Source organism: Ruminococcus albus AD2013 (assembly GCF_000526775.1).
GTDB classification, from domain to species: Bacteria; Bacillota; Clostridia; order Oscillospirales; family Ruminococcaceae; genus Hominimerdicola; species Hominimerdicola alba_A.
Genome location: NZ_JAGS01000001.1, coordinates 1 through 25,905 on the forward strand (window position 1 = coordinate 1; position 25,905 = coordinate 25,905).

Genomic DNA, 25,905 nt, shown 5'->3' on the forward strand with positions numbered 1-25,905 from the left:
AAGCAGGTTGCTTTCGTCATTCGTAAGGGTGCGCTGACAGACGCTCCGATGGTCGAGTACAAAAACGATAATACCATGGTACGTGAGGAGATAATCCGTCATATCGTTAGGATAAGTGGTGAAGATCCAATCGTTTCGACTACAGGTAAAGCAAGTCGTGAGCTTTTCGAGATAAGAGAGGCAAATGGACAGAGCCACAAGTATGATTTTCTAACGGTTGGCAGCATGGGTCACAGCTCCTCAATAGCGTTTGGCGTAGCGATAAACAAGCCTGATAGTAAGGTTTGGTGCATTGATGGTGATGGAGCTGTGCTGATGCACATGGGCAGCATGGCTGTTCTTGGTGCAAATAAGCCCGCAAATATGGTTCACATCGTAATAAACAACTCTGCACATGAAACTGTTGGTGGAATGCCTACGGTTGCTGGGCAGATAGATGTTGTTGGCGTGGCAAAAGCTTGCGGGTATCCGAATGCGGTTTGTGTTGATAGTTTTGAAACGCTTGACAGAGAGCTTGAAGCAGTTAAGGCCCGAAATGAGCTTTCTCTTATTTGAAGTAAAGTGTATATTGGTGCGAGAGATGATCTTGGGAGAACCTACTACTACAGCTATTGAGAATAAGCAGGAATTTTATGGAATATATTATTTAATGTTGGAGATTTATCTATGTGCGGCATAGTAGGCTTCACCGGAACAAAACAGGCAGCTCCCATACTTCTTGACGGGCTGGCAAAGCTCGAATACAGAGGCTATTGATTCGGCGGGTATCGCTGTTCGTGACGGTGTGAATGAAACTGAGATCTTAAAGGAAAAGGGCAAGCTGCGTGTGCTTGCGGAGATGACCGACAACGGCAATGCAGTCAAAGGTTGCTGCCGGTATAGGGACATACTAGATGGGCGACTCACGGAGAGCCCGTCTGCGGCTCAATGCTCACCCTCACGCTTCCGATGACGAGAATGTAATTGCCCGTGCCATAATGGTATCATCGAGAATTATCAGGAACTTGCGTGAAAAACTCACAAAGGAAAAGGCTACCACCTCAATTCGCAGACGATACCGAAGTTGCTGTCAAGCTGATCGGACTACTATTACAAAGAAGTACAACGAGGGTCCCGTGGATTCTATCGTTCGTGCTATGCTACGTATACGCGGCTCTTATGCATTGTGTGTTATGTTCAAAGAATATCCCGACCGAGATCTACACCGCTCGTAAAGACAGCCCGATGATAATCGGTATTGCCGATGGTGAAACTTATGTAGCTTCTGATGTTCCGGCCAATTCTGAAATACACCCGTAATGTGTACTATATTGGCAATAACGAGATAGCAAAGCTCGAAAAAGGAAAGGCTACTTTCTATAACATAGATCAAGAAGAAATCCACAAAGCCATTGAAAGAAAATCAAATGGGATGCCGAGTCTGCCGAAAAGGGCGGATATGAGCATTTCATGCTGAAAGAAATTCATGAACAGCCGAAGGTCATTCGTGACACCATCAATTCCGTTGTCAAGGACGGCGTTATCAGCTTTGAAAAGCGTTGGTTTGACCGACGAGGGATATGCGAAATATCGAGCAGATATACATTGTTGGCCTGTGGCTCGGCGTACCATGTCGGCATGGCGGCTCAGTATGTAATAGAAGGAACTGACAAGTCTTTCGGTTCGTGTTGAGCTTGCAAGCGAGTTCCGTTACAGAAAGATGAAACTGAAACAGAACAGTCCTTGTTATCATCATCAGCCAGTCGGGTGAAACTTGCCGATAGCCTAGCGGCACTTCGCTCTGCCAAGGATCAGGGCATTCAAAACGCTTGGTATCGTGAATGTTGTGGGCTCGTCTATCGCAAGAGAAGCGGATAATGTATTCTACACTCTTGCAGGTCCCGAAATATCCGTTGCAACAAACAAAGGCGTATAGCACACAGCTTATTGCAGGTTATCTGCTCGCTCTCCCAGTTTGCAAAGGCAAGAGAGGAAATCTCCGACGAGAGATATGCCGAGCTTATCAATGAGATAAATACCATTCCCGAAAAGATCAGCCGTATTCTTGAAGATAAGGAGCGCATACAGTGGTTCTCCACCAAGCTGTCGGCATCAAGGACGCTTTTTTCATCGGTCGAGGTATCGACTATGCAATCAGCCTTGAGGGCAGCCTGAAAATGAAAGAGATCAGCTATATCCATTCTGAAGCGTATGCTGCGGGTGAGCTGAAACACGGTCCTATCAGCCTTATCGAAGATGGAACTGTGGTCATCAGCGTTGTGACCCAGCCAGAGTTGTATGAGAAGACTGTCAGCAACATGGTTGAGGTCAAGAGTCGTGGCGCACACGTTCTGGACTGACAACCTACGGCAACTATGCGATGGAGGATACCGCCGATTTCACGGTGTATATCCCGAAGATGGATCCGCTGTTCGCAGGAAGTCTGTCGGTTATTCCGTTGCAGCTGATGGGTTATTACGTTTCTGTCGGCAAGGGCTATGACGTTGACAAGCCTAGAAATCTCGCAAAGAGCGTTACTGTTGAATAAGGAGAAAGCTATGTACACAATTTCCGATCTCTATGATCTTGATCACACCACTTGCTAAGGACTACCTTAGCAAATTTACATACCCCTGGGAAGCACTCAGTGGCATAAAGGATTTTATCCTTGAACTCGGCAAAACCTTAGACCCTAACGAATATGAGCTTCGAGAGGAAGGCGTTTGGGTACACAAGACTGCAAAGGTTTTCCCGACTGCTTATCTTGGTGCGCCATGCATCATCGGACCGAATACCGAAGTACGTCATTGTGCATTCATTCGTGGTTCTGCTCTTGTAGGTGCAGACTGTGTTGTGGGTAAACAGTGTTGAACTGAAGAATGTTATTCTGTTCGACCACGTTCAGACTCCGCACTACAATTATGTTGGCGACAGCATTCTCGGCTATTTCAGCCACATGGGTGCAGGCTCGATCACATCAAATGTGAAAGTCCGATAAAAAGAATGTTATCGTCCGTGACGGGAGTGAGAAAGTCGAGACAGGTATCAAGAAGTTTGGTGCGATGATAGGCGACTATGTTGAGGTTGGCTGTAATGCCGTCTGCAATCCAGGTACTGTCATTGGTAGACATAGTAATGTTTATCCGACCTCTTGCGTAAGGGGCGTTGTGCCTGCTGATTCTATTTGGAAGGATAATGGGGAGATCATTCATAAAGAAGACAGGGAATAACGATGAAGCACCTTTCGGGGTGCTTTTTCAAAAACATCAAGGAGTGAAGCTGAAATGAAATTGACCACGACTCAAGTTGCATTATTAGAAGCAATAAAAGCTTCACTATTTGATATTGAGCCTAATTTTCCTGCTGATACAGATTGGGATGAGGTAGTAAAAGAAGCTAAGGCTCAGACTGTTTTGGGGATAATTAGCCCTGTTATTCCAGTTAAGGACGTAAGTGTCGAAATGGGTAAGGCAACGTATATGAGGATTCTGTTTGAACAGGATAAACTCATAAAGTTGCTTGATGCCAATGATATTCCTTGTGTTATTCTTAAAGGATCTGCTGCTGCGCAGTATTATCCAAAGCCGTATTTGCGAGCTATGGGTGATATTGATATTCTTGTCACTCGTGATAGATTTGAAGAGGCTGTTGAATTACTAGAAAGTAACGGATATATTTATGTCCATAACAAGGATGAGAATGGTCATATGTTAGCATATGAACGAAATATCGTATATAAGAAAAACGGAATAATAATAGAATTACATCACCATTTTAGTTCTGAAGGTTTTGATATGGATGATATTCTTGAACAAGGAATATATAAACGAGAGTATCGCGAACTGGACGGATATAAAATACCGGTGCTGCCGGATATAGAAAATGGACTTGTACTTTTGGGGCACATCAATCAGCATATGAGAGGTTGTGATCTTGGGTTACGTCAAATCATAGATTGGGAAGTTTTTCTTCATAAGGCCATGGATCGTAATTTGTGGGATAATAAATATATTCCTATTGCAAGAAGTATCGGATTAGACGAATTGGCCATTGAATACAACAGAAATGTGTGTCGAATACTTTGGTCTACCTAATGATCTGAATTTGGTAATGAAATCCAAAAGTGTTTTAGAAGAGTATTTGAATGTTTTATTTCGAAACTGGTAACTTTGGTAGAAAGGCAAATAATTCATCAGAAAAGAAAACTGATAAAAGAATCATGTCTACAGCGTACAATATAAGAAGACTTGGTTTTTTTCGTTATTTTCAAAGCATTGGACGACATACATGGAAATCCTGTCAAAAAACACTCATTTCTAATTCCTTTTGCTTGGATCTATGGTATAGTCAGAACTTTGATGAAAGGGATATCTTCAAACGTTAATATAAAAAGTATAAAGAAACAAGTAAAGAGAGGTAATGACAGGCTTTCAATAAATCAGAAAATTGGCGTAAGGACAAAAAATACGCAATGAACGGTGATTTAACAGCCATTTCGTTAATGAGAATATTTTGCGATATAAAAGTGCACTAGGATTCAAAACTCCAAAATGCACTTTTAAAAGACACGAAAGTTTAGGTTGACAACTAATTGCTTATTTGCTATAATATACCCATCAGCTGAAATAAATATTAGGAGTGCTACCTATGAGTGAGCGGGACATCTACCAAAAGGTCATATCTATATACAATGAAACTGAGTCGGTAAAGGATACTGTTGCTGAAACTGGTCTTTCCAAAGTTAAGGTACAGAGGATACTTATCACCGAAGGTCTTTGGTGCAGCAGGAGTAGTCTTGAGATAGGTGAACTTTATGTACAAGGGCTTTCGACAGAGGAAATTGCCGAAAAGCTTCATATGACAGTGAAAAATGTACAGGCGTATATTCCTTATAGCAGGGGAGTATATGGTAATTCTTCTTCAAATGATGCCGAATGGAGCAGCGAGTACAGAAAGCGTATGAAGCTGGCCGCGCAAAGAATGAAAAGAGGGAATAGTACGGAAATAAGCATCGAGAAAATACCTGAGATCAAAGCTGATTTTACAAACTTTAATATTCCCGTCAAGTGCGAGGAGAACAAAAACTGTGTTCTCCGGCTAAGACTGGAACTGGTGGATTCGGATTCAAAGCAGCCGGAACTGGACAGTGATGCTCTGAAACTTGCTAAGGCTGAAAGCTCAATAAGCAGAACAGTTCTTGTCCAGGGCAATATGACCCTTCATTCAATGCACTATATGATCCAGAAGCTGTTTGGCTGGCAGAACTCGCATCTTCACAATTTCAGCCTGCCCGATGACATATTTAAAAAGCTGACAGAGAATAAAACAAATCAGTGGGCAGAACTTGTGGGAACTCTGTTTTATCTACATGATGAAGATGTTGATGACAGTTATGCCGATGATGACTATATGCAGAATAAGAGCTTCAAGACCTGGCTGAAAACATAAGTACACCGATAATGATTATCTGTCGGTATGTAACACTTATTCGGATAATAGGAGAAAGATCAGCAAGCTGGGCGAACATATAGATCTTAAGGCAGATAGTTCCCTCAGAGAAACCATATATGAGCAAGATCCAAACTATCTGCTTGAAAATCTGCGTATCAATGAATTGATGATAAGCTGCTCGGATGATGCGTTCTCAGTTCCTGAATGGAAAGCAAGAATACTCAGTTCAATGGCTGATACAGAAGAAATCGAAGAGTTGACTACGTCAAACCAAAAGCAAGCAGAAGCACTCAATGAAGCTGTACGGCAGCTTCTTACATGGAGGACGAGCTATTGCAATCTGATGGAGATAGGTTTTGAAAATCCATCCAAGATAAAAAACGCTTACGGAATGACTGCTGATGATGCTATTGCCGAACATAAGGCTTCTTTAAAATACTGGAGTATAGCATCAAATGATCTTTTTAAACTTAGACCAAAACTTATCCCTAACGTTAGCGAATTATATTATCATTATGATTACGGTGACGATTGGTGCGTGAAGATCACCTGCGAAGAAATCTATGACAGAATAAACTTCTTGAATTATCAAGCAAAGGACGGCTGGTCAAGAGTTGATGTATTTACATACGATGATGCACGCAAAAACTACAAATACAAAGACAGCAAACACTCTGAGGTGTGTGAAGAACTGAGACAGACGCTTGTTAAGATAGACATCGGAAACAAGCCTGTTTGTATTGGAACTGATGGCCTTAACGTTTGTGACGATGTGGGTGGAATTTACGGTTTTATCGAATTTCTGAAAGAAATCGATGACCACTCAAATCCGAAACGTGAAGAAACGCTGAACTGGGCGAGATTTCTTGGCTGGACAGGAAGAAAGAGCAAACCTGAGAATATGCTCTAAAGAATATATGGTGAACTCTTGCAGCAATAGCAACTTTATAGCTTTTTCCTGAAGTAAAATTCTTGGGAGATATAAAAAATGTGTCAGTGATATTCTGTGTCTGTACGGAATTGCTGTATATCTGGCAGGGAAGTGGAGAGTTCAGGCACAGAATATCACTGGAACGGTTTACACTTCTCCTAAAAATCTCACACCCGGTAAGACCTACAAGGTAGCGATCGCTGCAAGAGTTAACGGAAAATGGGATACTGCTAATGCTATAAAGAATGCTGTTACCGTTACAATAAAGTAACACAAGAATAAGATCCGACACATATTTTGATGTGTTATATTGAAAGAGCAGTCGACTAACGCCCAAAAATCCGGTAGAATAAAATAATGACGCCGAAAAGTTCCAAAGAAGAATCCCTACAGCTATCAGGTGAACTCAGTCTGAAAAAAGCTGCTCATCAAACAGTGATCCATATCGACTGCTGTTGTTAGATCTTGCCGCGGAAAATTTTTTTGAAAAAGTGAAACTTTTTCCGATGCAGATGTGTATTATGAGTGTAAAGGTCCTGAAAAGACCCTATGAAACGTTTCAAAAAAGGAAGATCTATAATGACAGAAGAAAAATTCCTATGGGCATATGAAGAATTCAGAAAAACGGTATATTCCGTCATATACAGTTATGTGCGGAATACCGATGATGCTTCTGAGCTTTCGCAGGATACCTTTATAAAGCTATACACATACGACGGTGACTTTTTTTCAGACGAGCACATGAAGGCATGGCTTATCAGAGTTGCCATAAACAACTGCAACAATCATTTCCGAAACCAAAAACATATTTCTGCTTCTCCCATTCCCGATGATCTTCTCTCGGATGAAGAACCTGAGTTTGATGAGATCATTTGCGAGGTCATGAAACTTCCTGAAAAGTACAGAATACCCATCCATCTGTTTTACTATGAAGAGTACAGTATAAGCGAAATAGCAAATATCCTTGAACTCCCGGAAGCTACTGTTAAGACAAGGCTGAAACGAGGCAGGGACAAACTAAAAAAAACTCTCAGAAAGGAAGATTGGCTGTGAACGAAAATCGCTATAAAAAGGCAATGGACGACGTATGTGATAAACACTTCAACTTAACACCAGCAGAAATGCTTGAAAAAGCAAAGACATCTGCTAATACAGAAAGGAATATCACAATGAAACAATCAACCAAAAGAAGTATAATACGCAAGATCATTATAACATCTGCTGCCTGCCTGGCAATAACGGGTACAGCTGTATCGGCTATCGGCATCGGTCCGTTTGGCGAGACATTCAGCCGTTTCTTCGGTGAAGATGAAACAACAGCAGAGATCATCGATCAGGGACATTACTGCAATATCGGTCAGGAACAGTCTGACGGAATATTCACAGTCACGCTTGATTCGGTAACAGGCGACAAGATATCTCCTAAAATTATTTTTGATGTCACAGTAAATGACGAGACCCTTGCTTCAAAGAACGACAGGATCCATCTTTTCGCCTATATCCTCGACGAGAACAATTATAATAATCACCTTGACGAATATGGAATGTGTGACGCATACGGAAAAAAAGACCCCGAAGTCAGCAATTTATATCACGTCTGCCTGGACGGTCCTTCAGCATTTATGGTGAACGAAGAGGAGGTCATCGCAGCAGTTAAGCAGATAAGCTTTGAAAGTGATCCGGTAAATCAGAAATTTGACTATGATGTGGATATGGAGTACAGATTCATAGTTCCGGATCATGCACTGAAGGATTCTTATTTCGATTTATACAACGGAATAACCCTCAGCAGCGGAAACGTTGACTACGATCTGATATATGCAGAGTACGGTTCATACGAATCATCATTCGGATTCAACTTTAATTTCCTTGAAACAGATCTTGCAGGCGGCGAGACAGATTATAACAACGTAATGGATAAATTCAATGTCGACTGGCAAAAATTTGCAAGGCAATTCGTCCTCACAGTTGACGGCATTGAATACTCTCCAAAGGAAATCGGCTACTCCTATTGTCTCGCTGATGATGAAACTTATGTCACAGATAGTGAAACTGTTGAAGCCGGAAAATGCAAAACATGGATGAGTTTCCCTGGCATTGACTATACACGTGCTGAAAATATCACACTTACAGCAGGCGGAGAGACATATATACTTAAATAAGGATAAATATGAAGAACGTGATAAAGGTAATGCCGCACCAACAATGTTATGTCAAGATAAATTAACGTTATATAACCATCGTTCCGGTATGCGATATACTCCGTACAGAGGATCGGCTCAAGTAACAAAATGGGGTCAGGCTTATATTTGCTGCCCTGTATTTGAAAAAAACGGCGATCCACCTCAGGAATGGACGTCAGCCATCGAAGATTTATACCACATTAGTCCATTTTTTACAGGTTGATTAGTGGAATTACCTTTTGATAGCTGACCAAAATAAGTCCGAGAAAAACTAAGTTGGTGAAATATTTCGTAAAGAATCATAAGTCATCCAAATACTGCATTTTTGCAGTATCAGGAGTAACCGCCAACCACCCCCAGCCAATGACAAAGTTAGCAAAGAATGATATAATTACTCTGAAGGCAAATCGAAACCTGAAAGGAGTAAGATATCATGGGAAGAATACGCGAGATAAAAAAGCAGGTGCGTCACAAAGAATGGGCGGCAATGGTACAGGAATGTCAGAGCAGCGGAAAGAAAGTCGAAGAATGGTGCAATGAGAACGGCATCAATATCAGTACCTACTACAAAAGGTTGAATGTGATCAGAACCGAGCTTATCGAAGAAAGCGAAAATCAGAGTATCGTTCCGGTAAGTGTTTCCGCTGCTGTTTCGGATGCGAGCAATTCGGTTATCGCGAATGCAGTGAAGAAATGCAGTTGTGAGGATAAGATAATGATGCGCAAGAACGGCATCGAGATCGAGCTGCCTCAGAATATATCCGGAGATATTGTGCTCGCATTGCTTCGGGGACTGAGCCAATGCTGAAAGAACTGTCAGCTGCCAATATCTACATCGTGTGCGGGCATACGGATATGAGAAAATCTATTGATGGCCTTGCTGCTATCGTACAGCGGAAGTTTGATCTCGACTTATTCTCGGATAGCCTGTTCCTGTTCTGCGGAAGGCGCAGGGATCGACTGAAAGCACTATTGTGGGAGGGTGACGGTTTTCTGCTGTTCTACAAACGGCTTGAAAATGGTCGTTTCAACTGGCCACGCAATGAGCAGGAAGTAAGGGATATTACGAGAGAGCAATTCATATGGCTGATGCAGGGGCTGTCTATCGACCAGCCGAAAGCAATAAAAAAGATCAGCGGTGGTGTGGATATATGCTGAATATCCAACACTAAATCTGCACATAAATGTTGACAATATTTCTCTGCCCGGAAAGCAGTGAAAAGCGTTCTTTTTCTTGAAAAATCGGGCGGTTTGTGGTATAATTAAAGTATCGGGAACCACTGAAAAAAACAAGAAAAGGAGCGCTTTTTATGACATACGAAGAACTGAAAAAAGCATATGAAGAAGCCGCAAAAAAGTGTTCCGAACTTGAATCGAAAAAAGCTGAACTGGAAAAAGAAAACAGTGAATTAAAAAAATCAAATGAAGACAAAGACCTCCGAATAGAACATCTTACCGAGCTTGTTCTTAAACGCAATAAAATGCTGTTTGGTCAGAAAAGCGAAAAGGGTAAATATCTATGTGATGGTCAGCTTTCATTTGAAGGATTTTTCAATGAAGCCGAAGAACAGTCAAATTTAGCTTTGTCGGAACCTAACGAAGAAAAGATAACGAGAAAGTCTGCAAAGACCGGAAAGCACCGCGGCAGAAATGAGATAAGAACAGACCTTGAAACCAAAAAGGTCGTTTTTGATCTGCCCGAGAATCAGCTTATCTGCGGTGTGTGCGGTGATGCTCTTACAGAATATACCGAAGAATATCTGACAACAAGGCTTGCGGTCATTCCCGAAAAGATCTACAAGATAGAATACTACCGCAAGGTCTATAAGTGCAGAAACTGCGATAAGAATGGGATCAGGTCCAACATAATCAAAGCGGAGAACAAGACTCCTGCCGCTGTCATCGAAAAGGGGCTGCCCGATCCGTCGCTGGTCGCGGATATAATGCAGAGAAAGTATCAGCTCGGAGAACCTCTGTATCGACAGGAGCAATACTGGAAGCTGAGGGGCATTTATCTGAACCGCACTTCACTTGCAAACTGGGTCATAAAGGGTGCAAAATGGTTTGAACCGGTCATCGGAATGCTGCGTATGTATTCATTCCTCGAACCGGTTTTGAATGCCGATGAGACTCCAACAAGGGTATTGAAGATAGACGGCAAGCCATCTAAGAAAAAATGCCAGATGTGGGTTATCTGCACAGGGGCAAGTGCATCAAAGAAGATCGCTTTGTACTATTACCGTGACAGCCGCAGCAAGATAACTGCCGAGAAGCTGCTTGAAGGATACACGGGTGTTGTGCAAACGGACGGAATGAAGTCCTATGGCAGCGGAGATTATGAGAGTGCCGGCTGCTGGGCTCATTGCCGGAGATACTTCTTCGACTGCATAACAGATGGAGATACCACCTGTCCATCAGCGCAGATAGTTGCACTGATCAGCAAGGCAGCAGACTATGAACAAGCGGCTAAGGAGGCAGAATACACAAGGGAGCAGATACTTGAAATGCGGCAGGAAAAAGTAAAGCCTCTGCTCGACAAGGCATATGAGATAATAAATACTCTGCGCCCTAGTCAAGGTTCAAACCTGGCTAAGGCAGTTACCTATGCCCAAAATCAGAAAAAGAAGCTGTACCTGTTCCTTGACAATCCCGATGTAGAAATGACAAATAATCTAGCCGAAAGAACGGTGAAGCCTTATGTCATCAACCGAAAGAATTTCCTTTTTAGCGACACGGAAAAAGGAGCCGCTGCAAGCGCAGCAGTTATGAGCATCATCGAAACAGCAAAAAGAAATGAGCTTGATGTCTATGGGTATCTGCTCTATCTGCTGACCGTCCTGCCCAAGTGGGGTGCGGATCCAACTGAAACACAGCTTAAATCGGTAATGCCTTGGAGCATGGCACTTCCACCATACTGTAAGCAAACTTACAGTGAGGTAAAGTAATTGGCTGTAAAGTAGAGTTACAGCCGTTGGTAGAGAAGTATAGTAACCGGTAGTAAAGTACAAGTAGATGGCTCTAATAATCAAAGCCGAGGTTTCATTGGAAGCCTCGGCTTTTCTCTTTAGGGGCTGGGTTTGGTTGGCGCTTACTATCAGGATGGCTTTATTATTTGTGAAAAGTAAGCATCAAACCGGCTCTTTCCAATGTTATTGGAATTACTCTTTTTGAACTGAAAACGGCATAAATACCAGCAGAACATAACACCCCCGAGCCCTCGGTCAAGTATTTCTCCGCATCAAGACCATTAGCTTGCGCAGTTGAAATTATCGAATACAGCGCCGCACTCGCTTTTGCTCCGTTGGCTGTGTTGCTGAATAGCCAGTTGCGTCTGTTATGTTTTTTAGAACATAACGTCTGCCGACAGCAAACGGTCTTATCGCATTCTCAGCCCTGTTGTTATCAATAGGAACATCACCGTTTTCAAGAAACGTGTAAAGATATTTCCGTTCATTCAACGCATGTCATATTTGGTTCGGACATAAAGCACCCCTCCGTTCGTGATGATACTTTAATGATACCACGAAAATGCTGATAGTTCATAAGACTACAAACACAAACCATAGAATAAACAGTCATATTCTATTTAACTCATTTGTAAATTTATGCAGAATCATGATAATATCACATACAATTTTCTTATATAATAGTTTTAGAGCAAAGCCAATGATTGTATATCAATGATAAGCTTTTAGCTTGAAAACAAAAAGAAAAGGTGATAACATGAAAATCGTATTACATTATCCCACTTCGGCTGAGGGTATCAGGCAGCTTCAAACGACTGTTGCTGAGTGCCACGCTAAGATTATCACGGCTCACATTGATGCACTGCCTGTTTCAAAAGAAAAGAAGAAACAACTGCTTGATATGGTGATAGAAAATATCGCATCGCAGAAAAACGATTGACCGCAAAGACCTCTCCTGACATTCAGAGAGGTCTTTAAATCTGGCACTTGACAATTGCTAATAATAATGATATAATATCCATAATGATATATAACAATTGCAAATATAACGAAAGGAAGAATAATATGCCTGATAACAGAAAATACGCAATTTACAGCCGCAAATCCAAATTCACCGGTAAAGGTGAGAGCATTGAAAACCAGATTGAGATATGCAGACGGGCGTTGAAAAGCAAATATGATGTAGTTGATGAGGACATTGTGGAGTTCGAGGATGAGGGCTTTTCGGGTGGCAACACCAAGCGCCCGAAATTTCAGGAGATGATGGAGCGCTGCCGCAATGGTGAGTTTCAGTTGGTTATTTGCTACCGTCTTGACAGGATAAGCCGCAACACATCGGACTTTGTGAACACCTATGAGGAGCTGAAAGAACACAGCGTTAGTTTTCGTTCGGTCAGCGACAACATTGATGATACCTCGCCTATGGGCAGGGCTATGATGATGATAAGCTCGGTTTTTGCACAGCTGGAGCGTGACATTATTGCAGAGAGAATAACCGACAATATGCATGAGCTTGCAAAGTCGGGACGGTGGTTGGGCGGCAATCCGCCAACGGGTTACAGGAGTGCCGAGACCGTAGGCAGTAAGACGGTTGATGGCAAGATACATAAGGCGAGAATGCTGGAGAAAAATCCCGAAGAGGCAGAGCTTGTCAGGCTGGTGTTCACTAAGTTTGTTGAACTGCGTTCTATTACTAAGGTGGAGACCTATCTGCTCAATAATGATTTCAAGTCGAAAAAGGGCAACACGCTTTCGAGGTTTGCCATTAAGACCATTCTGCAAAACCCTGTATATGCCATTGCTGACGAGGATACATGGGTATATTTGAACGAAAAAGATATGCAGTTGTACGGTTCACACGATGACTTTGACGGCATTCACGGTATTATGGCGTACAACAAGACCATACAGAAAAAGGGAAGGTCAATGAAGCAGAAAGCTCCAAGCGAGTGGATAGTGGCTGTTGGCAAGCACGAGGGAATTATCGAGGGCAAGCGCTGGGTAGAGGTACAGCATCTGCTTGAAAAGAACAGGGACAAGGCATACCGAAGGCCCAAGAGCAATACCGCACTTCTGTCGGGACTGCTGTTTTGTGCGTGCTGTGGAAGCTTTATGCGCCCAAAGCTTTCATCAAGGGTCAACAAGCAGGGCGAGAAGGTATATGATTACCTTTGCGAGCTCAAAGAAAGAAGTCACGGTCTCAAGTGTGATAATAAGCGAATTAACGGCAACGAGCTTGACCGTCAGATATGCGATGAGATAAAGCACCTGGGCGAGGACGATTCGGAGCTGATGAAGCTGCTAAGAAATTCACAGAAGAGTTTGAATGAGACATTCGCTGATTCGCAGGCAGAAATCGACAGGCTGACTGAAAAGAAAAAGCAGTATGAATCCGAGCGCACAAATCTTGTTAAGGCTTTGACTTTGGCAGGCGATACTATGGCTGCTGATGACATCATCTCGCAAATAAACGATCTGCACACTAAGACTTCCGAGCTTGAAAGGCAGATATCCGAGCACCGCAGGCTTATGGAAAACAGCGACATCACCGACGAGCAGTATCAAAGCCTTGCGGATATGCTGTCGTCATTCGCTAAAACTATTGACACATTAGATGTTATGAAAAAGCGTGATGTTATACGCTGCTTCGTGCGTCGTGTTGAGTGGGACGGCGAGAATATCCACCTGTATCTTATGGGCGCAGAAAGCGGGGGTGCTGATGTGCCGCATTCAGAGCCGGAGTGCGAGTGTAGCAAACGAGATACTCATGCATTTCCGCTCCCTGAAAAAGACGGCTAACGATGTTTCTATGGAAGAGCCGACAGGTTCAGACAAAGACGGTAACAGTCTTTCACTTATGGATATACTGACCGACAGCGAGGACGTTGCGGAGCGTATAGAACTTCTTGTCCGTGCGGAACAGATGTATATCGATCTTGATAAGTGCCTTGATGATCGTGAGAAGGAGATAATTGTTATGAGGTACGGGCTTTTCGGCAAACCTGCCCTCACTCAGCGTGAGGCGGCTAAAAAGCTGGGGATATCCAGGTCGTATGTATCGCGGATAGAAAAAAGGGCTTTGGAGAAGCTGAGGCATGAACTGGAATAAAGTATGACATCCTGAAAACAGTTCAGCTTATAGTTACGTCTTTTTTGCTGTCGTTATAATTGTTGCAGTATTGTCGATTTAATCAAAGTTCCACTCATATGAACTCATACGTGTCATGTTGTAAATTTGAAAATAGAAATCTGGTTATCCCGCTGACACACCAAATTAATTGGTGTAATATCGGAACTTGAAATACTAGGCGGTTATCCTTCCCACCGCCTACGACGGAGGGAAGGATAACATCAACACGATGATTCATTGTTTTATAGCACTTTGCGGTAAGCGTATAACCCTCCGCACCTACCTCACCAAAGTCTAATGAAGTATAATAAACTCCAAACAACACCATGAAGTAAATTGAATAATCCAAATTGATCCATGGAGTTCATTGGAGACGATTAGACAAGGAGGTAACAGGTATGGACAAAACAACATCCATCACAACAATCAAAAAAGAAATGCAGCTTCAGGAATGGTCTGCGCAGATCAAAGCACAGCAGGCAAGCGGTCTGACGATCCGGGAATGGTGCAAAGAAAATGGGATCAAGCCAAACACGTATTACAACCGCCTAAGAAAAGTGCGTGAAAAGTATATCGAAAATTTTCCGACCATCGTTCCTGTATCAGTTCCTTGCTCAAACGAAAATATCCACATTGAGAAAAACGGACTTCAAATATCTCTTCCGGCAGATATATCTGCGGACACTCTGACCGCTTTGGTGCATGAGCTATGCTGAATGATCTGGCAGCGGACGCACAGGTCTATCTTGTTACGGGATACACCGACCTTCGACGCGGGATAGACGGACTTGCGACTATCGTTCAGGCTCAGCTTCGACTTGACCCGTTCTCGAAAGCATTGTTTTTGTTCTGCGGCAGACGTTGTGACCGCATCAAAGGTCTGCTGTGGGAGGGCTTATCCGCAGGTTTTTGTTATCCGAACATTTTTATGGAACAAGGCTTGATGCTGATGATCAAGCCTTGTTCCTTCAAAAAAATATGCGGATAAAAATTTACCTCAAGCCGCAAAGCCGTGCAAATTCATCCTCGTCATCGGGCCATTCTGGTACCTCATTGCCAGAAGATATTACAGGGTTCCCTATTTCCATGGCCTTGCGTTTTTGTTCCAAAGATGGAAATGCGTAATGGTCCTTCGTGGTCTGGATGCTCGAATGCCCCATTGCCACAGCAATCGTCTCTATTGCCACTCCATCACGATAAAGGTATGTTCCCCGTGTTCTTCGAAGCATATGTGGATAAACTGGATTGGGCAGGTCTGGATGATCCTTTCGGACAATGTCCGCATATTTTTTCACTATGCGCTCCACATTCCTTTCCGACATAGAATGTATCTCACCATGGGACACTGTGTAGATAAATGGGACGGAAGACCCAGCTGACTCCCCATCATGGTATTCTGCCATGTACGCTTCAATGAGAGACACTACATTTTCAGAAATAGGGACTGTTCGTTCCTTGTTGCCCTTACCCTTAATTAGAATATAGGGTGCAGCAACCTTCAGATTAACATCTTTCAACCGGATATTTATGAGTTCGTCCGCGCGTATCATCGTGTCAAACAGAACGGAAAGCATCATCGTGTCCCTGCATCCCGTCCTTGTATTGGGCGGAGCATCTAAAAAAGCTTTGAGCGTTGAACGTTCCTCGATTATGGGTCGCATCTTCTTTTCCACGCGCAAAAATGGAACATCGGTAATGCTCAAATATACCTGCTGGAGAGAAACATCGCGTGATGAAGCGTACCGGACATATGACTTTATTGCCGCAAGCCTGTTGTTGACTGTGCTTCTGGTGTGTTTCTTGTAGTCGAGCAACCAGTTCCGGTAGTCAAGGAGAAAGTCAAAAGTGCAATCCTCAAAAAGGAATCGTTTCATGGATATCCCTTTTTCGTCCGAGACATACCTCCTGAAAATGCTAAGTCCGTCCCTATATGTTTTTACCGTTTTCAGGCTTGGACTGTCCTGGGGTATATAGGTTTCAAGGAAGTCCAACGTCATGGAAAAGAAGAGCTTCTTTTTAACCGTATTATTCATCTGACCCTCACCTCCGGAAAAATCTCATACGCGAGGCTGTCTTTTTCCCGTATAATACGGAACGTCTCTTTGACCTGGTGGTAATAATAGAAGGTCTCATTGGACGATTTGTGTCCCAACGCTCTGCTGAGGTAAGGCAGCATGACATTCAGGTCGATTCCCTCGGATATCCATGCATTCATGCGCATAACAACATAAGTGTGACGCAGTGAGTGGATTGTCGGGGGCTTTGCGCAACTCGGCGCATATACGGTTTCTTTCCAAAATTGCCTAAAGCGTATGGAAAGTGCACCACCGGAAAAATGCCTGGCGGGATCAAAGGACGGGAAAACCCACTCAGTGTCCATTAGGCGTAGATTGTCACTGGTGTATTTTCTCATGACTTTCGTAAGATCCCCAGACATGAAAACCACCCTGTCCTTATGACCCTTTGCATTATAAATGGTAATGGAACCGTTCTTCCAGTTGATGTCATCAAGCCGGAGGCACACCGCCTCGCTTCTGCGCAGACCCGTTGCAAGAATCAGTCGAAAAATCACCCTGTAACCATACGCCATCCTTGTCACTTCCGTGGATTGCTTTTTGGGAACATACCCGTCAATCACACGGAAGAGATCAGCAACCTCTTCTGGTGACAGAACGTGGACAACAGGGCGGCTGTAACGTATAACATCTATAGGAACATATGAAATCTTGCCGAGGCCATTCATGTACAGAGTCAGCTGCCGTATCACAGATATCCGCCCAGCCTGGGATGACTTTCCCTCTGTCGGAAGCAGTCGCGTCCATCCTTCAAGAGATTCCATTGTCACGTCATCCGAATCCCCATTGGTCTCCAGCCAATACTTGTCAAAGCGTGCGAGTATATATGCCTCGTTGTCATACTTGAAGCCAAGTGACCTTTTTTGATCCAGTAACCCTTGTATGTATGGGGCCAGGACGCTCTTGAAAGCGATATTCATCATAACGCATCGCTCCCTTCCATTTCAAGGCGAAGATCCGCAAGGGAGAGCGGACATGCCGCCATGCGTTCATCGTCAAGGGAAAGGTAATGCTTCAGGCTTTCCGTGTCCCTGTGCCCGATTACATCTGCTATGCTTTCGGGACGAACTCCGTTTCTAAGCCTGTTTGTCGAAAATGTTTTTCGGGTGACGTGAAAACCTGATCCCCTTACATCGCGGTCAGGCAAAGCTCGCTTTAACGCACTGTAGCATATGTTTCGGCTCATGCCGCTAAACGGAGCCTTGAAATCAACGAATACATTTCTGCATACCGCCATTCTTGGACGTGCCATCTTCAGGTATCTGAAGATGGCATTGCCTACCGCCACTGGCATCGGTACCCATACATCAGCATCTGTCTTGTTCTGCCTGTACAGAATGGAACGGTTTTCCCAATCAATGTTCTCCAGCTTCAGGTTTGCAATATCGCTGCTGCGCATTCCCATTTCAAGTCCGAGCATTATGACTGCACTGTCGCGGATCTCAAGATCCGTATATGCATTGCCAACAAAAGTTTTGATCTCCTCGATCTCACTGGAAGTGAGTACTACCACAACGGTCTCCACTGGTGCCGCCGAGCAGCCAAGAGCCATATACAGCGATGGGTTTGCGTTGAGACCTTTACGATACAGGTACTTAAGGAACCGCTTCACCCGGTTGTTGCATGCATTTTTGCCCTCTGGGGTTCCATGGTGGTCTGCAAGGTTGAAATCAGCAAGATGACTTCCGTTAACATCGCCATACGATGACAGGCCCTCACCGATTATAAACCGGCAAAATCTGAGTATGGAGTAAATATCGTTTTTAACGGTGTTCTCATCCAGTTTCATCTTGCGGCGGCTCTCGGCAAAGTCAAGCAGTGGTGTCAAGCACCATTCTGGAATGTTATTTATGCCGTTGATTCCCCTCGGCAACTTCTTCTCGAAATGGACTGACCCGGATGTAACATAATCGGAAAACATGAACAGTATGTGCCGCGCTGTATTCCACGAACAGCCTTTGAACAGACGTTTTTTTACGCAGTCCGAATGAAGCCAAATGTCTGCCATGTCTGGGTCATACCACAGATTGTGGTAATCAAGGAACAGGTATAGCTGAAGAATTGCCCTTTTAGATGCTTCTGTATATTTCTGGACATAGCCTGCCTCTTGATGGAGTCTGATAAGTTCCAGGCCCTCAGACAAAAACCTTTCAGGCGACAACCGGACTTGTCCCTCAGAGCTATTCTTTATAAGCCTGGATTGTTCATCAGGTGGAAAATCGTCCAGGTTGACGGAACATTCCGTCTCCAATGCATATATTCTCAGATATAGACCGTAAGGAACCTTTCCCGATTCGGCCAGGAATTGCAGGAACTGGTGCAAAGTTGACTCTTCAATAACTCGGGAAATCCTTTTCAAGTGCGCAAGCTCCTCATGGTATGAATCTATGTCACCGTAGGTTATCTCAGATGGATCCATCCTTCCCTTGGATTGCATACACTTCAAGAACAATGAGCACCTTCGTTTGACATTTGCTATTTGCGATTCTGTAAAAACATTTTCGCGAGAACGCAGGAATCTTGTGATGTGGTTTTCAAAGTTGCTGTTAAGCGATAGCTTGGAGTAACTCTTCCTGGGTGATGCCTGGGCATTGATGATGCATCCGTGGATATATGCATCATCAAGTTTTGAAATGCAAGCCGCATTTTCTATACGGCTTTTAGGGAGCCATGCAGGCACCGGTAATGTGGATAACAGAGCTTTTCCGTATTCTGGTGAATAGGTTATATCCTTAGCCGCAAGATCGTCAGCCAGCAGAGTGTAAAACCGTTCATGATTTTTAACTGTGGATTGCGCATACCCCCTTTCTTTCAGAAAGTTTAAAACAATAGTAACATTTTTGCGATATTCGTTCATTGTGTATCACCTCCTGAGATAATGATACACCCAAATATTGTTATCCGAACATTTTTTTTCGGAATTTATCTTAAACAGCAGGAACACGCCTTATCTCTAATAAATGTTCGGATAACAAAAACCTGCGGATAAGCCTTCTTATCCGAATATTCGGATAAGAGGGCGATGGTTTTCTGCTGCTGTACAAGCGCCTTGACAACGGAAGATTTCAGTGGCCACGCAGTGAAACAGAAGCTGTAATGCTCACATCTCAGCAAATTCGCTGGCTTTTAGAAGGTTTGAAGATCGAACAGCCGAAAGCTATCCGTGAAGGAAAACCGGGCGCGCTGTATTAAGGCAATACTTACCGAATATTCAGAATATGTGCTTGAAAAGCCCCTCTTTTCGTGGTATTATGGATGTATCATCACGAACGGAGGGTTGCTTTATGTCCGAACAAAATATGACATCGGAAATAGTATCACTCCGTAATGAAAATGCTGTCCTCAAAGAAGAACTAGCACTTGCCAACCAGCAGCTTGATTGGTTCAGAAAGCAGATATTCGGAAGAAAAACAGAGCAAACATCTGTTGTTATGGAAAAGGAATTCGGTGTTCAGCTTTCCATGTTTGGTTCTCGATGATTTTAAATAATCTTTCGACTTATATTTCATTGTTTTCGATTTTTTCTAACAGAGCAAGGTCTACCTTTCCACAAGTGTATTCTATCTGTTCCATAGTCTTAAAATTCCATTGCTCATAGCTTTCGTCCGAATAAGAAAGCTCATGCATTCTTTCTATATATTTATGCTGCCAGTAATACAGACTATAAAGTACAACGCCACTAGTGTGATTTGTTCGGTTTAGTATCTGCTCTTTAAAGTTGTACAGAAACGTACAATTATTACTATACTGTTTTAATTTTTCATCATCATATTCAATTTCTTCAGGCACAAAACCGAATAAACATTTTAATTCATTAATATTGTCAATGATAAGAATCATACTATCACTTTGTGCATGTATAAGAGTTACTTTCATCTACAAATTATACCACATCAGCTAAAAAAAAGCAACCGCCGAATCACACTCTCAATGATGCAAAGAATAACCACACCTTTTTTGAAATGACATTAAGAAAACGTCTAAAGCTCTTGAAAACTATTTTAGAATGTTGAATAGTATTAGACAGATTTTATTTTTTATCTGTAATCAACGCCTGATTTGAAGTCGAATTTACTGGACTTCAAATCAGGCGTTGATTATACATTTTTCTAGTCTTAAAATTCCATTGATCAAATTGAAAGTGAATTCACTATATAGAGTTTGTACAGGCTCGCTACAATGAAAATAAAGGGGCTGTTGCAGCCCCAACAAAGAAAAAGACGCCTGACACACCAAAAAGGTAGTGCCAGGCGTCTCATTTTGTGGTATAATGTAATTGCAAATATAACATCAAACCAACGAAAGGATTGTACCACAAAAATGAGAAATTGTCAAGTGCGTCTTAACATGAATTATGAGATCTACATCGAAGAAAGCTCACCTGTCAGAGTATTGAGCAATGTTATAGATGAGATCTATCAAAAAGAAGAATACACGATAGTAAGCAAGTGGAATGGCGCCATACCCGAGGATATCATGATGAAGATACTCATCTACGGCTACATGAACGACTCTTTTTCAAGCCGTAAGATTGAACAGCTCTGCAAAAGGGATATCCATTTCATGTGGCTTCTCGATGGCTTTGGAGCTCCGGATCACAGCACTATCTCAAGATTTCGACAGAAAATGGGAGAACAGATCGATCGTGTGTTTTACGCTGTTGTAAAGTATCTTTTGAATATGAAAGAGATAAGCGGTAAGAACCTGTTCATTGATGGCACCAAGATCGAAGCTAATGCAAACAGATATACATTCGTCTGGAAGAAGTCTGTATCCAAAAACGAACAGAAACTGCGAGCAAAACTGCCTGAGATACTTGATGAGATAAATTATGCTTATGGTGTGAGATTCCCCGAAAATACGCCAGTTTCGGATATGATCGGTACACTTTCTTCACTTATGATAAAATTTGGTATTGAACGAGTTTACGGAAAAGGACATCATAAATCAGTATATCAGAAAGCACTTGAAAAGCTTGAGGGATATCAGCAGAAAATACAGCAGTACGAACAATATAACAGCCTTTTTGACGGAAGAAACAGCTTTTCAAAGACAGATACCGATGCAACATTCATGCACATGAAGGAAGACCATATGAGAAACGGTCAGCTGAAACCCGGATACAACATACAGGCAGCAGTGGAAGGCGAGTATATTGTAGGTATAGACGTTTCAAGCGAACGGAGCGATGTAAATACGCTGATCCCGTTTCTGTCAAAGCTCAACGATCTGGAGCTGTTTGTATTGAAAAACATCATCTGTGATGCGGGTTATGAGAGCGAGGAGAACTATCTTTATCTCAGATCACATAACATGACCTCATACATAAAACCCGTAAATTATGAGCAGAGCAAAAAGCGGAATTATCGTACAAAATACGGCAGACCCGAGAATATGGAATACCACGAAATGGGCGATATTTTCGTATGCAAAGCCGGCAGGATACTTTGGAGAGTCGGGACTAAACACGAAAAAAGCAAGACGGGATTCGTTTCCGAAAAAGCTATGTACAGATGTGAAAGCTGCGAAGGTTGTCCCTACAAACAGAACTGTACAAAAGCAAAAGGAAACAAGACGCTGTCTATATCGCATAAGTTCAAAGAACTGAGAACAGAAAGCCTGGAAAATATAACGACCGAATTCGGAAAACAGCTCAGAATGAACCGAAGCATACAGGCTGAAGGCGTATTCGGAGTACTGAAACAGGATCATGGCTTCAGAAGATTCCTGTGCAGGGGGAAAAATAACATCAGAACTGAGTCCTCTTTTTTGAAGAGGGCTTGGGGGTGTGCGCACTGAAACAGCTTATTTCACCAGTAAATATGTTTTTTTACTCTGATGTTCGGATATGGTTAGAGGGTGCTGCGATTGCAACACCCCCCTCAAACTCCTTTCCGAAAACTTTTATTTCTTTTTTGGCGGGGACAGTCATACCAAAAAAGCACAGTATGTATCGTACTGCGCTTTCTTTATAAAATTGTTTGTCCCCGCCAAAAAAGAAGCAGAAGTCTTTAGAAAGAGGTCTGGAGGAAACCTTTCTTCAGAAAGGTTTCCTCCAGTAGTAACCATATATGTTTTGCATACCCAGCCCAAAGGGGCTGTTCATTATTACCAGGATACAGGCGGCTGGAACTCGTTCTTTTCATAGAATGTTCCGTCGTCTATCTCTTTCTGGTACTGTGCTCTTGCTTCTTCAACAGTCTTGCAGTCGCCGTAAACTATGTATCTGAGCATTGCCGCATTAGCCTGGAACTGCCATGTGGTCAGTGAAAGACAGCTCTGGCTGTTGATAAAGTCCATGGTGAAGTAATCGTCCACGGGCAGACGCAGCTGCTGGATATCGTAATTCATATAATCAAAAGCGTTGAGCAGCATTTCCGCGATCTCGCCGTCCTCAAGGTCAGTCTCCACCTCTGGAAGTACCTTGTTCATCAGCGCATCAAGTTCAACAAGATTCAGCTTTTTCGCTTTGGAAACGATCTCCTGTATCGCTTCACGCTGACGCATCGTTCTGCCGTAGTCATCGCCGCAGCCGTATCTTACACGGGCGTAAGCCAATGCCTGATTTCCGTTAAGGTGCATACTGATGACATTGTCTTCCTCGGACTGATATTCGATGCTGGTGCAGAACTTGCCGTCAACATCGTAATAATTCACAGAATCGTCCTTGCCATACTGTTTAAGATCAACATAATCCGTACCTGAGGGGTTGTGCAGATAATGGTTCTGCTCGTCCATGGGGTCGCGCATTGCAACTGCTTCGGTGTAGCTGACATCAAAATCAAGTCCGCCGACAGCTTCTGCTATGTCTATGAACTGCTGGAAGTTCACCTTTACTGTACGGTCGATCTTTACACTGTAATAGTCCTCAACTACTTCAGAGAGATATTCAGCGCCGCCGTACCAGTAAGCCTGATTAAGCTTGTTGCTGATGCCGAATTTTTCCATATATACCCAGGTATCTCTCATCAGCGAGGTCAGTGTGACGGTCTTGTGCTCCTTGTTTACAGAGATAAGCATCATAACGTCGGTGTTGCCTCTGTCCTGTTCGGCTGTATCACGGATATCCTCACCTATCAGCAGTATATTCATTACCTTTTCGTTGGATATCTTCTTCGATCTCTGCTGAAGCATCTCGCGGAGCTCTTTCTCTTTGGCTTCCTCATCGAGAGTGTCAGGCTCATCTACAAGATCACGGCTGTCAACGGGAGGTTTTTCCGTCCTTATGGAATCGTCACGGTCTTTAAGCAGACCCGTGTAGTGGAAGAACAGAAACACTATTACCGCCATCAGCAGTACAAGTGCCAGAAAAATGAATCCGAGTGTAACGCCTGTCTTCTTGCGCAAACTCCAGCCGCCTCGCATATTTATGGGAAAACGCTTTTTCTTTTCTGCCTTGATCTTCGGCTCGCTATGTATGCTATCACTGTTCTTGCTGTGTTCGGCACTAGGGATCTTACCTGTGCTCGTTTTTTTATCCATGGCCTTAGCAATGCTAGATTTAAGATCTTCATCAGCTTCGCTGTTTCGTTTGTTTATCATGGCATGATTTATCATGTCTCTAAGCTCTGCGGATGCCAGGGTATTCTCTTTATTTTCTTTCATAGTAAATATTCCTCTTTTCAGCGGAAAGGGCTGTAAGCCCGTTTTATGTTTACCACTGTACCTTGCTTTCTGAGTACTGTATATCTGTATAATCTCATACAGATTATATTATATCTCAATTCCCATGAAATTACAACACACAAAACTAACGAATAAACCCGCGTACAAAGTGCATTTTTTAGGGCATTAGTATATATCTGTGTCGAAATTGCACGTTTTTTGGTACACTTTCGTTCTTTGAACTGCTCCTGCATGATGTCTGAATATTATTTGCCACGGAAATCAATTTTCAAAAAATCAGGTTTCAAAAGTTACATTTATATTTCAGATTGTACAAATTACTGGACAGAGCACCTGGAAAATGATATAATATAGGCATGAATAATGGAATAACCGAGTATTTTGAAGATATTGAATTATATGAGGAATATGACGGCTATTTTTGCAGTATCCCCGATATCATTACAATAGCAATTCTTGGAAGTATCTGTGGACTTAGAAACATTCATCAGATTCATCAATGGGCGACAAATGACAGAGTAAGCGAATTCTTAAAGGAGAAATTCGGAATCGATCATGTCCCTTGCTATTATTGGATATTGAGCCTGCTGAAATATGTCAAGCCCGAATCGCTCAACCGCTGTTTTGCGGATTGGGTCTATTCATTCATGCCCGAAAAGTCCAAAAGTATGACGATCTCTCTTGACGGGAAAACTGTTTGTTCGACACTTAAAATGAGTAAGATCGAAAGTCCTCTGCACATCATCAGCGCACAGGTATGCGAACTTGGATTGACCCTGGCACAACGCAGCACGGACGATAAAAGCAACGAGATACCTGCGGTGCAGGAGCTTCTGAAAGAACTGAAAATAAAGGGTAATATAGTTGTTGCGGATGCACTGAACTGTCAGAAAGAAACTGCTGAGATTATCGTAAAACAAAAGGCAGATTATCTGCTTTGCGTTAAGGATAATCACCCAAATTTGAAGAAAGATATCGAGGATTATGTGCAGGACAGTTCTCTCAGAGACACTATGCAAACAGTTTCAAGAACGGAGAAAAACCGTGGCAGAGTTGAAACAAGGACAGCGTATGTAACAACAGATATCAACTGGCTGGAACAGAAAAAAGAGTGGAAAAATCTGAAGTACATAGGAGCCATTCATACTGAATTTGCAACGAAAAAAGGCACTTCGAGCGAATGGCACTATTACCTTTCAAGCCGCGAAATGACAGCGGAACAGCTCCTTCATCATGCAAGAATGGAATGGTCGGTTGAGTCAATGCACTGGCTGCTTGATGTTCATTTTGAAGAAGATTGGTGCAGAGTCGAAAACAAAGACGTTCAGCAATGCCTGAATATGTTCAGAAAAGCTGCGATAAATTTAATCAAGAACTTTAAAAATCGGAACAATTCTAAAGCCGCCATATCCAAACTTATGTTTGAATGTCTTATGGAGCCGCAGATGATTTCGAGGGTGATTTTTGAAAATTGATTTCCGTGATTATTTGCAGTGGTGTATTGCATTTTTATGAAGAGTGTGGTATAATATAAAGAAAAGTTTTATCACGATGTATCATAGTA

At 42.8% G+C, this 25,905-nt stretch carries 22 protein-coding genes and 5 pseudogenes; 21 read left to right on the plus strand and 6 right to left on the minus strand.

Annotated elements, in window-relative coordinates:
- The 12 genes and pseudogenes from N773_RS19400 to tnpC all read left to right on the plus strand — a co-directional run.
- Positions 1-555 (plus strand): thiamine pyrophosphate-dependent enzyme (locus N773_RS19400; RefSeq protein WP_347495387.1); only part of this gene is annotated, 555 nt, incomplete at its 5' end.
- Between the two features lie 111 nt (positions 556-666).
- Positions 667-2,527 (plus strand): annotated as a pseudogene (glmS, locus tag N773_RS19405) (glutamine--fructose-6-phosphate transaminase (isomerizing)).
- 10 nt (positions 2,528-2,537) lie between these two features.
- A pseudogene (locus N773_RS19410) lies at positions 2,538-3,209 on the plus strand (UDP-N-acetylglucosamine pyrophosphorylase).
- A gap of 54 nt (positions 3,210-3,263) precedes the next feature.
- Positions 3,264-4,073: a nucleotidyltransferase domain-containing protein gene (locus tag N773_RS0100040; RefSeq protein ID WP_024855841.1), complete on the plus strand. Its 810-nt coding sequence runs from the start codon at positions 3,264-3,266 to the stop codon at positions 4,071-4,073.
- A 553-nt stretch (positions 4,074-4,626) separates the two neighbouring features.
- Positions 4,627-5,427 (plus strand): IS1096 element passenger TnpR family protein, encoded by an 801-nt coding sequence (locus tag N773_RS0100045; protein WP_024855842.1) that lies wholly within the window; start codon positions 4,627-4,629, stop codon positions 5,425-5,427.
- 169 nt (positions 5,428-5,596) lie between these two features.
- A complete protein-coding gene (locus tag N773_RS0100050; protein WP_024855843.1) occupies positions 5,597-6,340 on the plus strand; it encodes an IS1096 element passenger TnpR family protein in 744 nt (247 codons plus the stop codon).
- Between the two features lie 103 nt (positions 6,341-6,443).
- Positions 6,444-6,632: pseudogene (locus tag N773_RS23440) on the plus strand (BspA family leucine-rich repeat surface protein); the annotation flags it as partial.
- Between the two features lie 308 nt (positions 6,633-6,940).
- A complete protein-coding gene (locus N773_RS0100055) occupies positions 6,941-7,414 on the plus strand; it encodes an RNA polymerase sigma factor (protein ID WP_024855844.1) in 474 nt (157 codons plus the stop codon).
- Positions 7,411-8,523 carry a hypothetical protein gene (locus N773_RS0100060; protein ID WP_024855845.1) on the plus strand — a complete coding sequence of 371 codons (1,113 nt, stop codon included), beginning with the start codon at positions 7,411-7,413 and terminating at the stop codon, positions 8,521-8,523. The genes N773_RS0100055 and N773_RS0100060 overlap by 4 nt, the downstream gene beginning before the upstream one ends.
- 454 nt (positions 8,524-8,977) lie before the next feature.
- Complete coding sequence (tnpA, locus tag N773_RS20905) at positions 8,978-9,352, plus strand: IS66 family insertion sequence element accessory protein TnpA (protein ID WP_024855846.1); 375 nt, start codon at positions 8,978-8,980, stop codon at positions 9,350-9,352.
- Complete coding sequence (gene tnpB / locus N773_RS0100070; RefSeq protein ID WP_024855847.1) at positions 9,346-9,702, plus strand: IS66 family insertion sequence element accessory protein TnpB; 357 nt, start codon at positions 9,346-9,348, stop codon at positions 9,700-9,702. The genes tnpA (N773_RS20905) and tnpB (N773_RS0100070) overlap by 7 nt, the downstream gene beginning before the upstream one ends.
- A gap of 152 nt (positions 9,703-9,854) precedes the next feature.
- On the plus strand, positions 9,855-11,489 hold the full coding sequence (gene tnpC, locus N773_RS0100075) for an IS66 family transposase (RefSeq protein ID WP_024855848.1): 1,635 nt from the start codon (positions 9,855-9,857) through the stop codon (positions 11,487-11,489).
- Between the two features lie 163 nt (positions 11,490-11,652).
- On the opposite strand, the pseudogene N773_RS21680 reads toward tnpC, so the two are convergent.
- Positions 11,653-12,008 (minus strand): annotated as a pseudogene (locus tag N773_RS21680) (IS66 family transposase); the annotation flags it as partial.
- A 259-nt stretch (positions 12,009-12,267) separates the two neighbouring features.
- Between N773_RS21680 and N773_RS0100080 the strand changes: the two are divergent.
- The 5 genes from N773_RS0100080 to tnpB (N773_RS22110) all read left to right on the plus strand — a co-directional run bounded on the left by N773_RS0100080 (position 12,268) and on the right by tnpB (N773_RS22110) (position 15,628).
- Entirely contained in the window at positions 12,268-12,450 is a 183-nt protein-coding gene (locus N773_RS0100080; RefSeq protein ID WP_024855849.1) for a hypothetical protein, read from the plus strand.
- 125 nt (positions 12,451-12,575) lie between these two features.
- Positions 12,576-14,309, plus strand: coding sequence for a recombinase family protein (locus tag N773_RS0100085; protein WP_024855850.1), 1,734 nt, complete (start codon positions 12,576-12,578; stop codon positions 14,307-14,309).
- A 10-nt stretch (positions 14,310-14,319) separates the two neighbouring features.
- Positions 14,320-14,619, plus strand: coding sequence for a sigma-70 family RNA polymerase sigma factor (locus N773_RS0100090; protein ID WP_242840333.1), 300 nt, complete (start codon positions 14,320-14,322; stop codon positions 14,617-14,619).
- 419 nt (positions 14,620-15,038) lie between these two features.
- On the plus strand, positions 15,039-15,356 hold the full coding sequence (gene tnpA / locus N773_RS0100095; protein ID WP_024855852.1) for an IS66 family insertion sequence element accessory protein TnpA: 318 nt from the start codon (positions 15,039-15,041) through the stop codon (positions 15,354-15,356).
- Positions 15,350-15,628 carry an IS66 family insertion sequence element accessory protein TnpB gene (gene tnpB, locus N773_RS22110; protein WP_024855853.1) on the plus strand — a complete coding sequence of 93 codons (279 nt, stop codon included), beginning with the start codon at positions 15,350-15,352 and terminating at the stop codon, positions 15,626-15,628. Before tnpA (N773_RS0100095) ends, tnpB (N773_RS22110) begins: the two co-directional genes overlap by 7 nt.
- Before the next feature lie 4 nt (positions 15,629-15,632).
- Here the strand turns inward: tnpB (N773_RS22110) and N773_RS0100105 are convergent, their stop codons facing one another.
- The 3 genes from N773_RS0100105 to N773_RS0100115 are packed head-to-tail and all read right to left on the minus strand — an operon-like array spanning position 15,633 to position 19,572.
- Positions 15,633-16,673, minus strand: a complete 1,041-nt coding sequence (locus N773_RS0100105) for a tyrosine-type recombinase/integrase (protein WP_024855854.1) — start codon at positions 16,671-16,673, stop codon at positions 15,633-15,635.
- On the minus strand, positions 16,670-17,638 hold the full coding sequence (locus N773_RS0100110) for a tyrosine-type recombinase/integrase (protein ID WP_024855855.1): 969 nt from the start codon (positions 17,636-17,638) through the stop codon (positions 16,670-16,672). Before N773_RS0100110 ends, N773_RS0100105 begins: the two co-directional genes overlap by 4 nt.
- Positions 17,635-19,572 carry a tyrosine-type recombinase/integrase gene (locus N773_RS0100115; RefSeq protein ID WP_024855856.1) on the minus strand — a complete coding sequence of 646 codons (1,938 nt, stop codon included), beginning with the start codon at positions 19,570-19,572 and terminating at the stop codon, positions 17,635-17,637. The genes N773_RS0100110 and N773_RS0100115 overlap by 4 nt, the downstream gene beginning before the upstream one ends.
- A gap of 170 nt (positions 19,573-19,742) precedes the next feature.
- Between N773_RS0100115 and tnpB (N773_RS23445) the strand changes: the two are divergent.
- Positions 19,743-19,907, plus strand: a pseudogene (gene tnpB, locus N773_RS23445) (IS66 family insertion sequence element accessory protein TnpB); the annotation flags it as partial.
- 92 nt (positions 19,908-19,999) lie between these two features.
- Entirely contained in the window at positions 20,000-20,194 is a 195-nt protein-coding gene (locus tag N773_RS0100120; RefSeq protein WP_024855857.1) for a hypothetical protein, read from the plus strand.
- Positions 20,195-20,213: 19 nt separating this feature from the next.
- Here N773_RS0100120 and N773_RS0100125 read toward each other — a convergent pair whose 3' ends face one another.
- Positions 20,214-20,591 (minus strand): hypothetical protein, encoded by a 378-nt coding sequence (locus N773_RS0100125; protein ID WP_024855858.1) that lies wholly within the window; start codon positions 20,589-20,591, stop codon positions 20,214-20,216.
- Positions 20,592-21,035: 444 nt separating this feature from the next.
- Here N773_RS0100125 and N773_RS19425 point away from each other — a divergent pair, with 444 nt between their 5' ends.
- Positions 21,036-22,514 carry an IS1182 family transposase gene (locus tag N773_RS19425; protein WP_043537916.1) on the plus strand — a complete coding sequence of 493 codons (1,479 nt, stop codon included), beginning with the start codon at positions 21,036-21,038 and terminating at the stop codon, positions 22,512-22,514.
- A 309-nt stretch (positions 22,515-22,823) separates the two neighbouring features.
- On the opposite strand, the gene N773_RS0100135 is transcribed toward N773_RS19425, so the two are convergent.
- Positions 22,824-24,320 (minus strand): LCP family protein, encoded by a 1,497-nt coding sequence (locus N773_RS0100135; protein ID WP_024855859.1) that lies wholly within the window; start codon positions 24,318-24,320, stop codon positions 22,824-22,826.
- A gap of 377 nt (positions 24,321-24,697) precedes the next feature.
- Between N773_RS0100135 and N773_RS21690 the strand changes: the two genes are divergently transcribed.
- Positions 24,698-25,816, plus strand: a complete 1,119-nt coding sequence (locus tag N773_RS21690; RefSeq protein WP_024855860.1) for an ISAs1 family transposase — start codon at positions 24,698-24,700, stop codon at positions 25,814-25,816.
- Positions 25,817-25,905: the final 89 nt, after the last annotated feature.

Coding starts and splice junctions, on each gene's coding strand:
- N773_RS0100040 (WP_024855841.1), top strand. CDS start 3,264: ATGAAATTGACCACGACTCAAGTTGCATTATTAGAAGCAATAAAAGCT.
- N773_RS0100045 (WP_024855842.1), top strand. CDS start 4,627: ATGAGTGAGCGGGACATCTACCAAAAGGTCATATCTATATACAATGAA.
- N773_RS0100050 (WP_024855843.1), top strand. CDS start 5,597: ATGATAAGCTGCTCGGATGATGCGTTCTCAGTTCCTGAATGGAAAGCA.
- N773_RS0100055 (WP_024855844.1), top strand. CDS start 6,941: ATGACAGAAGAAAAATTCCTATGGGCATATGAAGAATTCAGAAAAACG.
- tnpA (WP_024855846.1), top strand. CDS start 8,978: ATGGGAAGAATACGCGAGATAAAAAAGCAGGTGCGTCACAAAGAATGG.
- tnpB (WP_024855847.1), top strand. CDS start 9,346: ATGCTGAAAGAACTGTCAGCTGCCAATATCTACATCGTGTGCGGGCAT.
- tnpC (WP_024855848.1), top strand. CDS start 9,855: ATGACATACGAAGAACTGAAAAAAGCATATGAAGAAGCCGCAAAAAAG.
- N773_RS0100080 (WP_024855849.1), top strand. CDS start 12,268: ATGAAAATCGTATTACATTATCCCACTTCGGCTGAGGGTATCAGGCAG.
- N773_RS0100085 (WP_024855850.1), top strand. CDS start 12,576: ATGCCTGATAACAGAAAATACGCAATTTACAGCCGCAAATCCAAATTC.
- N773_RS0100090 (WP_242840333.1), top strand. CDS start 14,320: ATGGAAGAGCCGACAGGTTCAGACAAAGACGGTAACAGTCTTTCACTT.
- tnpA (WP_024855852.1), top strand. CDS start 15,039: ATGGACAAAACAACATCCATCACAACAATCAAAAAAGAAATGCAGCTT.
- tnpB (WP_024855853.1), top strand. CDS start 15,350: ATGCTGAATGATCTGGCAGCGGACGCACAGGTCTATCTTGTTACGGGA.
- N773_RS0100105 (WP_024855854.1), bottom strand. CDS start 16,673: ATGAATAATACGGTTAAAAAGAAGCTCTTCTTTTCCATGACGTTGGAC.
- N773_RS0100110 (WP_024855855.1), bottom strand. CDS start 17,638: ATGATGAATATCGCTTTCAAGAGCGTCCTGGCCCCATACATACAAGGG.
- N773_RS0100115 (WP_024855856.1), bottom strand. CDS start 19,572: ATGAACGAATATCGCAAAAATGTTACTATTGTTTTAAACTTTCTGAAA.
- N773_RS0100120 (WP_024855857.1), top strand. CDS start 20,000: ATGTCCGAACAAAATATGACATCGGAAATAGTATCACTCCGTAATGAA.
- N773_RS0100125 (WP_024855858.1), bottom strand. CDS start 20,591: ATGAAAGTAACTCTTATACATGCACAAAGTGATAGTATGATTCTTATC.
- N773_RS19425 (WP_043537916.1), top strand. CDS start 21,036: ATGAGAAATTGTCAAGTGCGTCTTAACATGAATTATGAGATCTACATC.
- N773_RS0100135 (WP_024855859.1), bottom strand. CDS start 24,320: ATGAAAGAAAATAAAGAGAATACCCTGGCATCCGCAGAGCTTAGAGAC.
- N773_RS21690 (WP_024855860.1), top strand. CDS start 24,698: ATGAATAATGGAATAACCGAGTATTTTGAAGATATTGAATTATATGAG.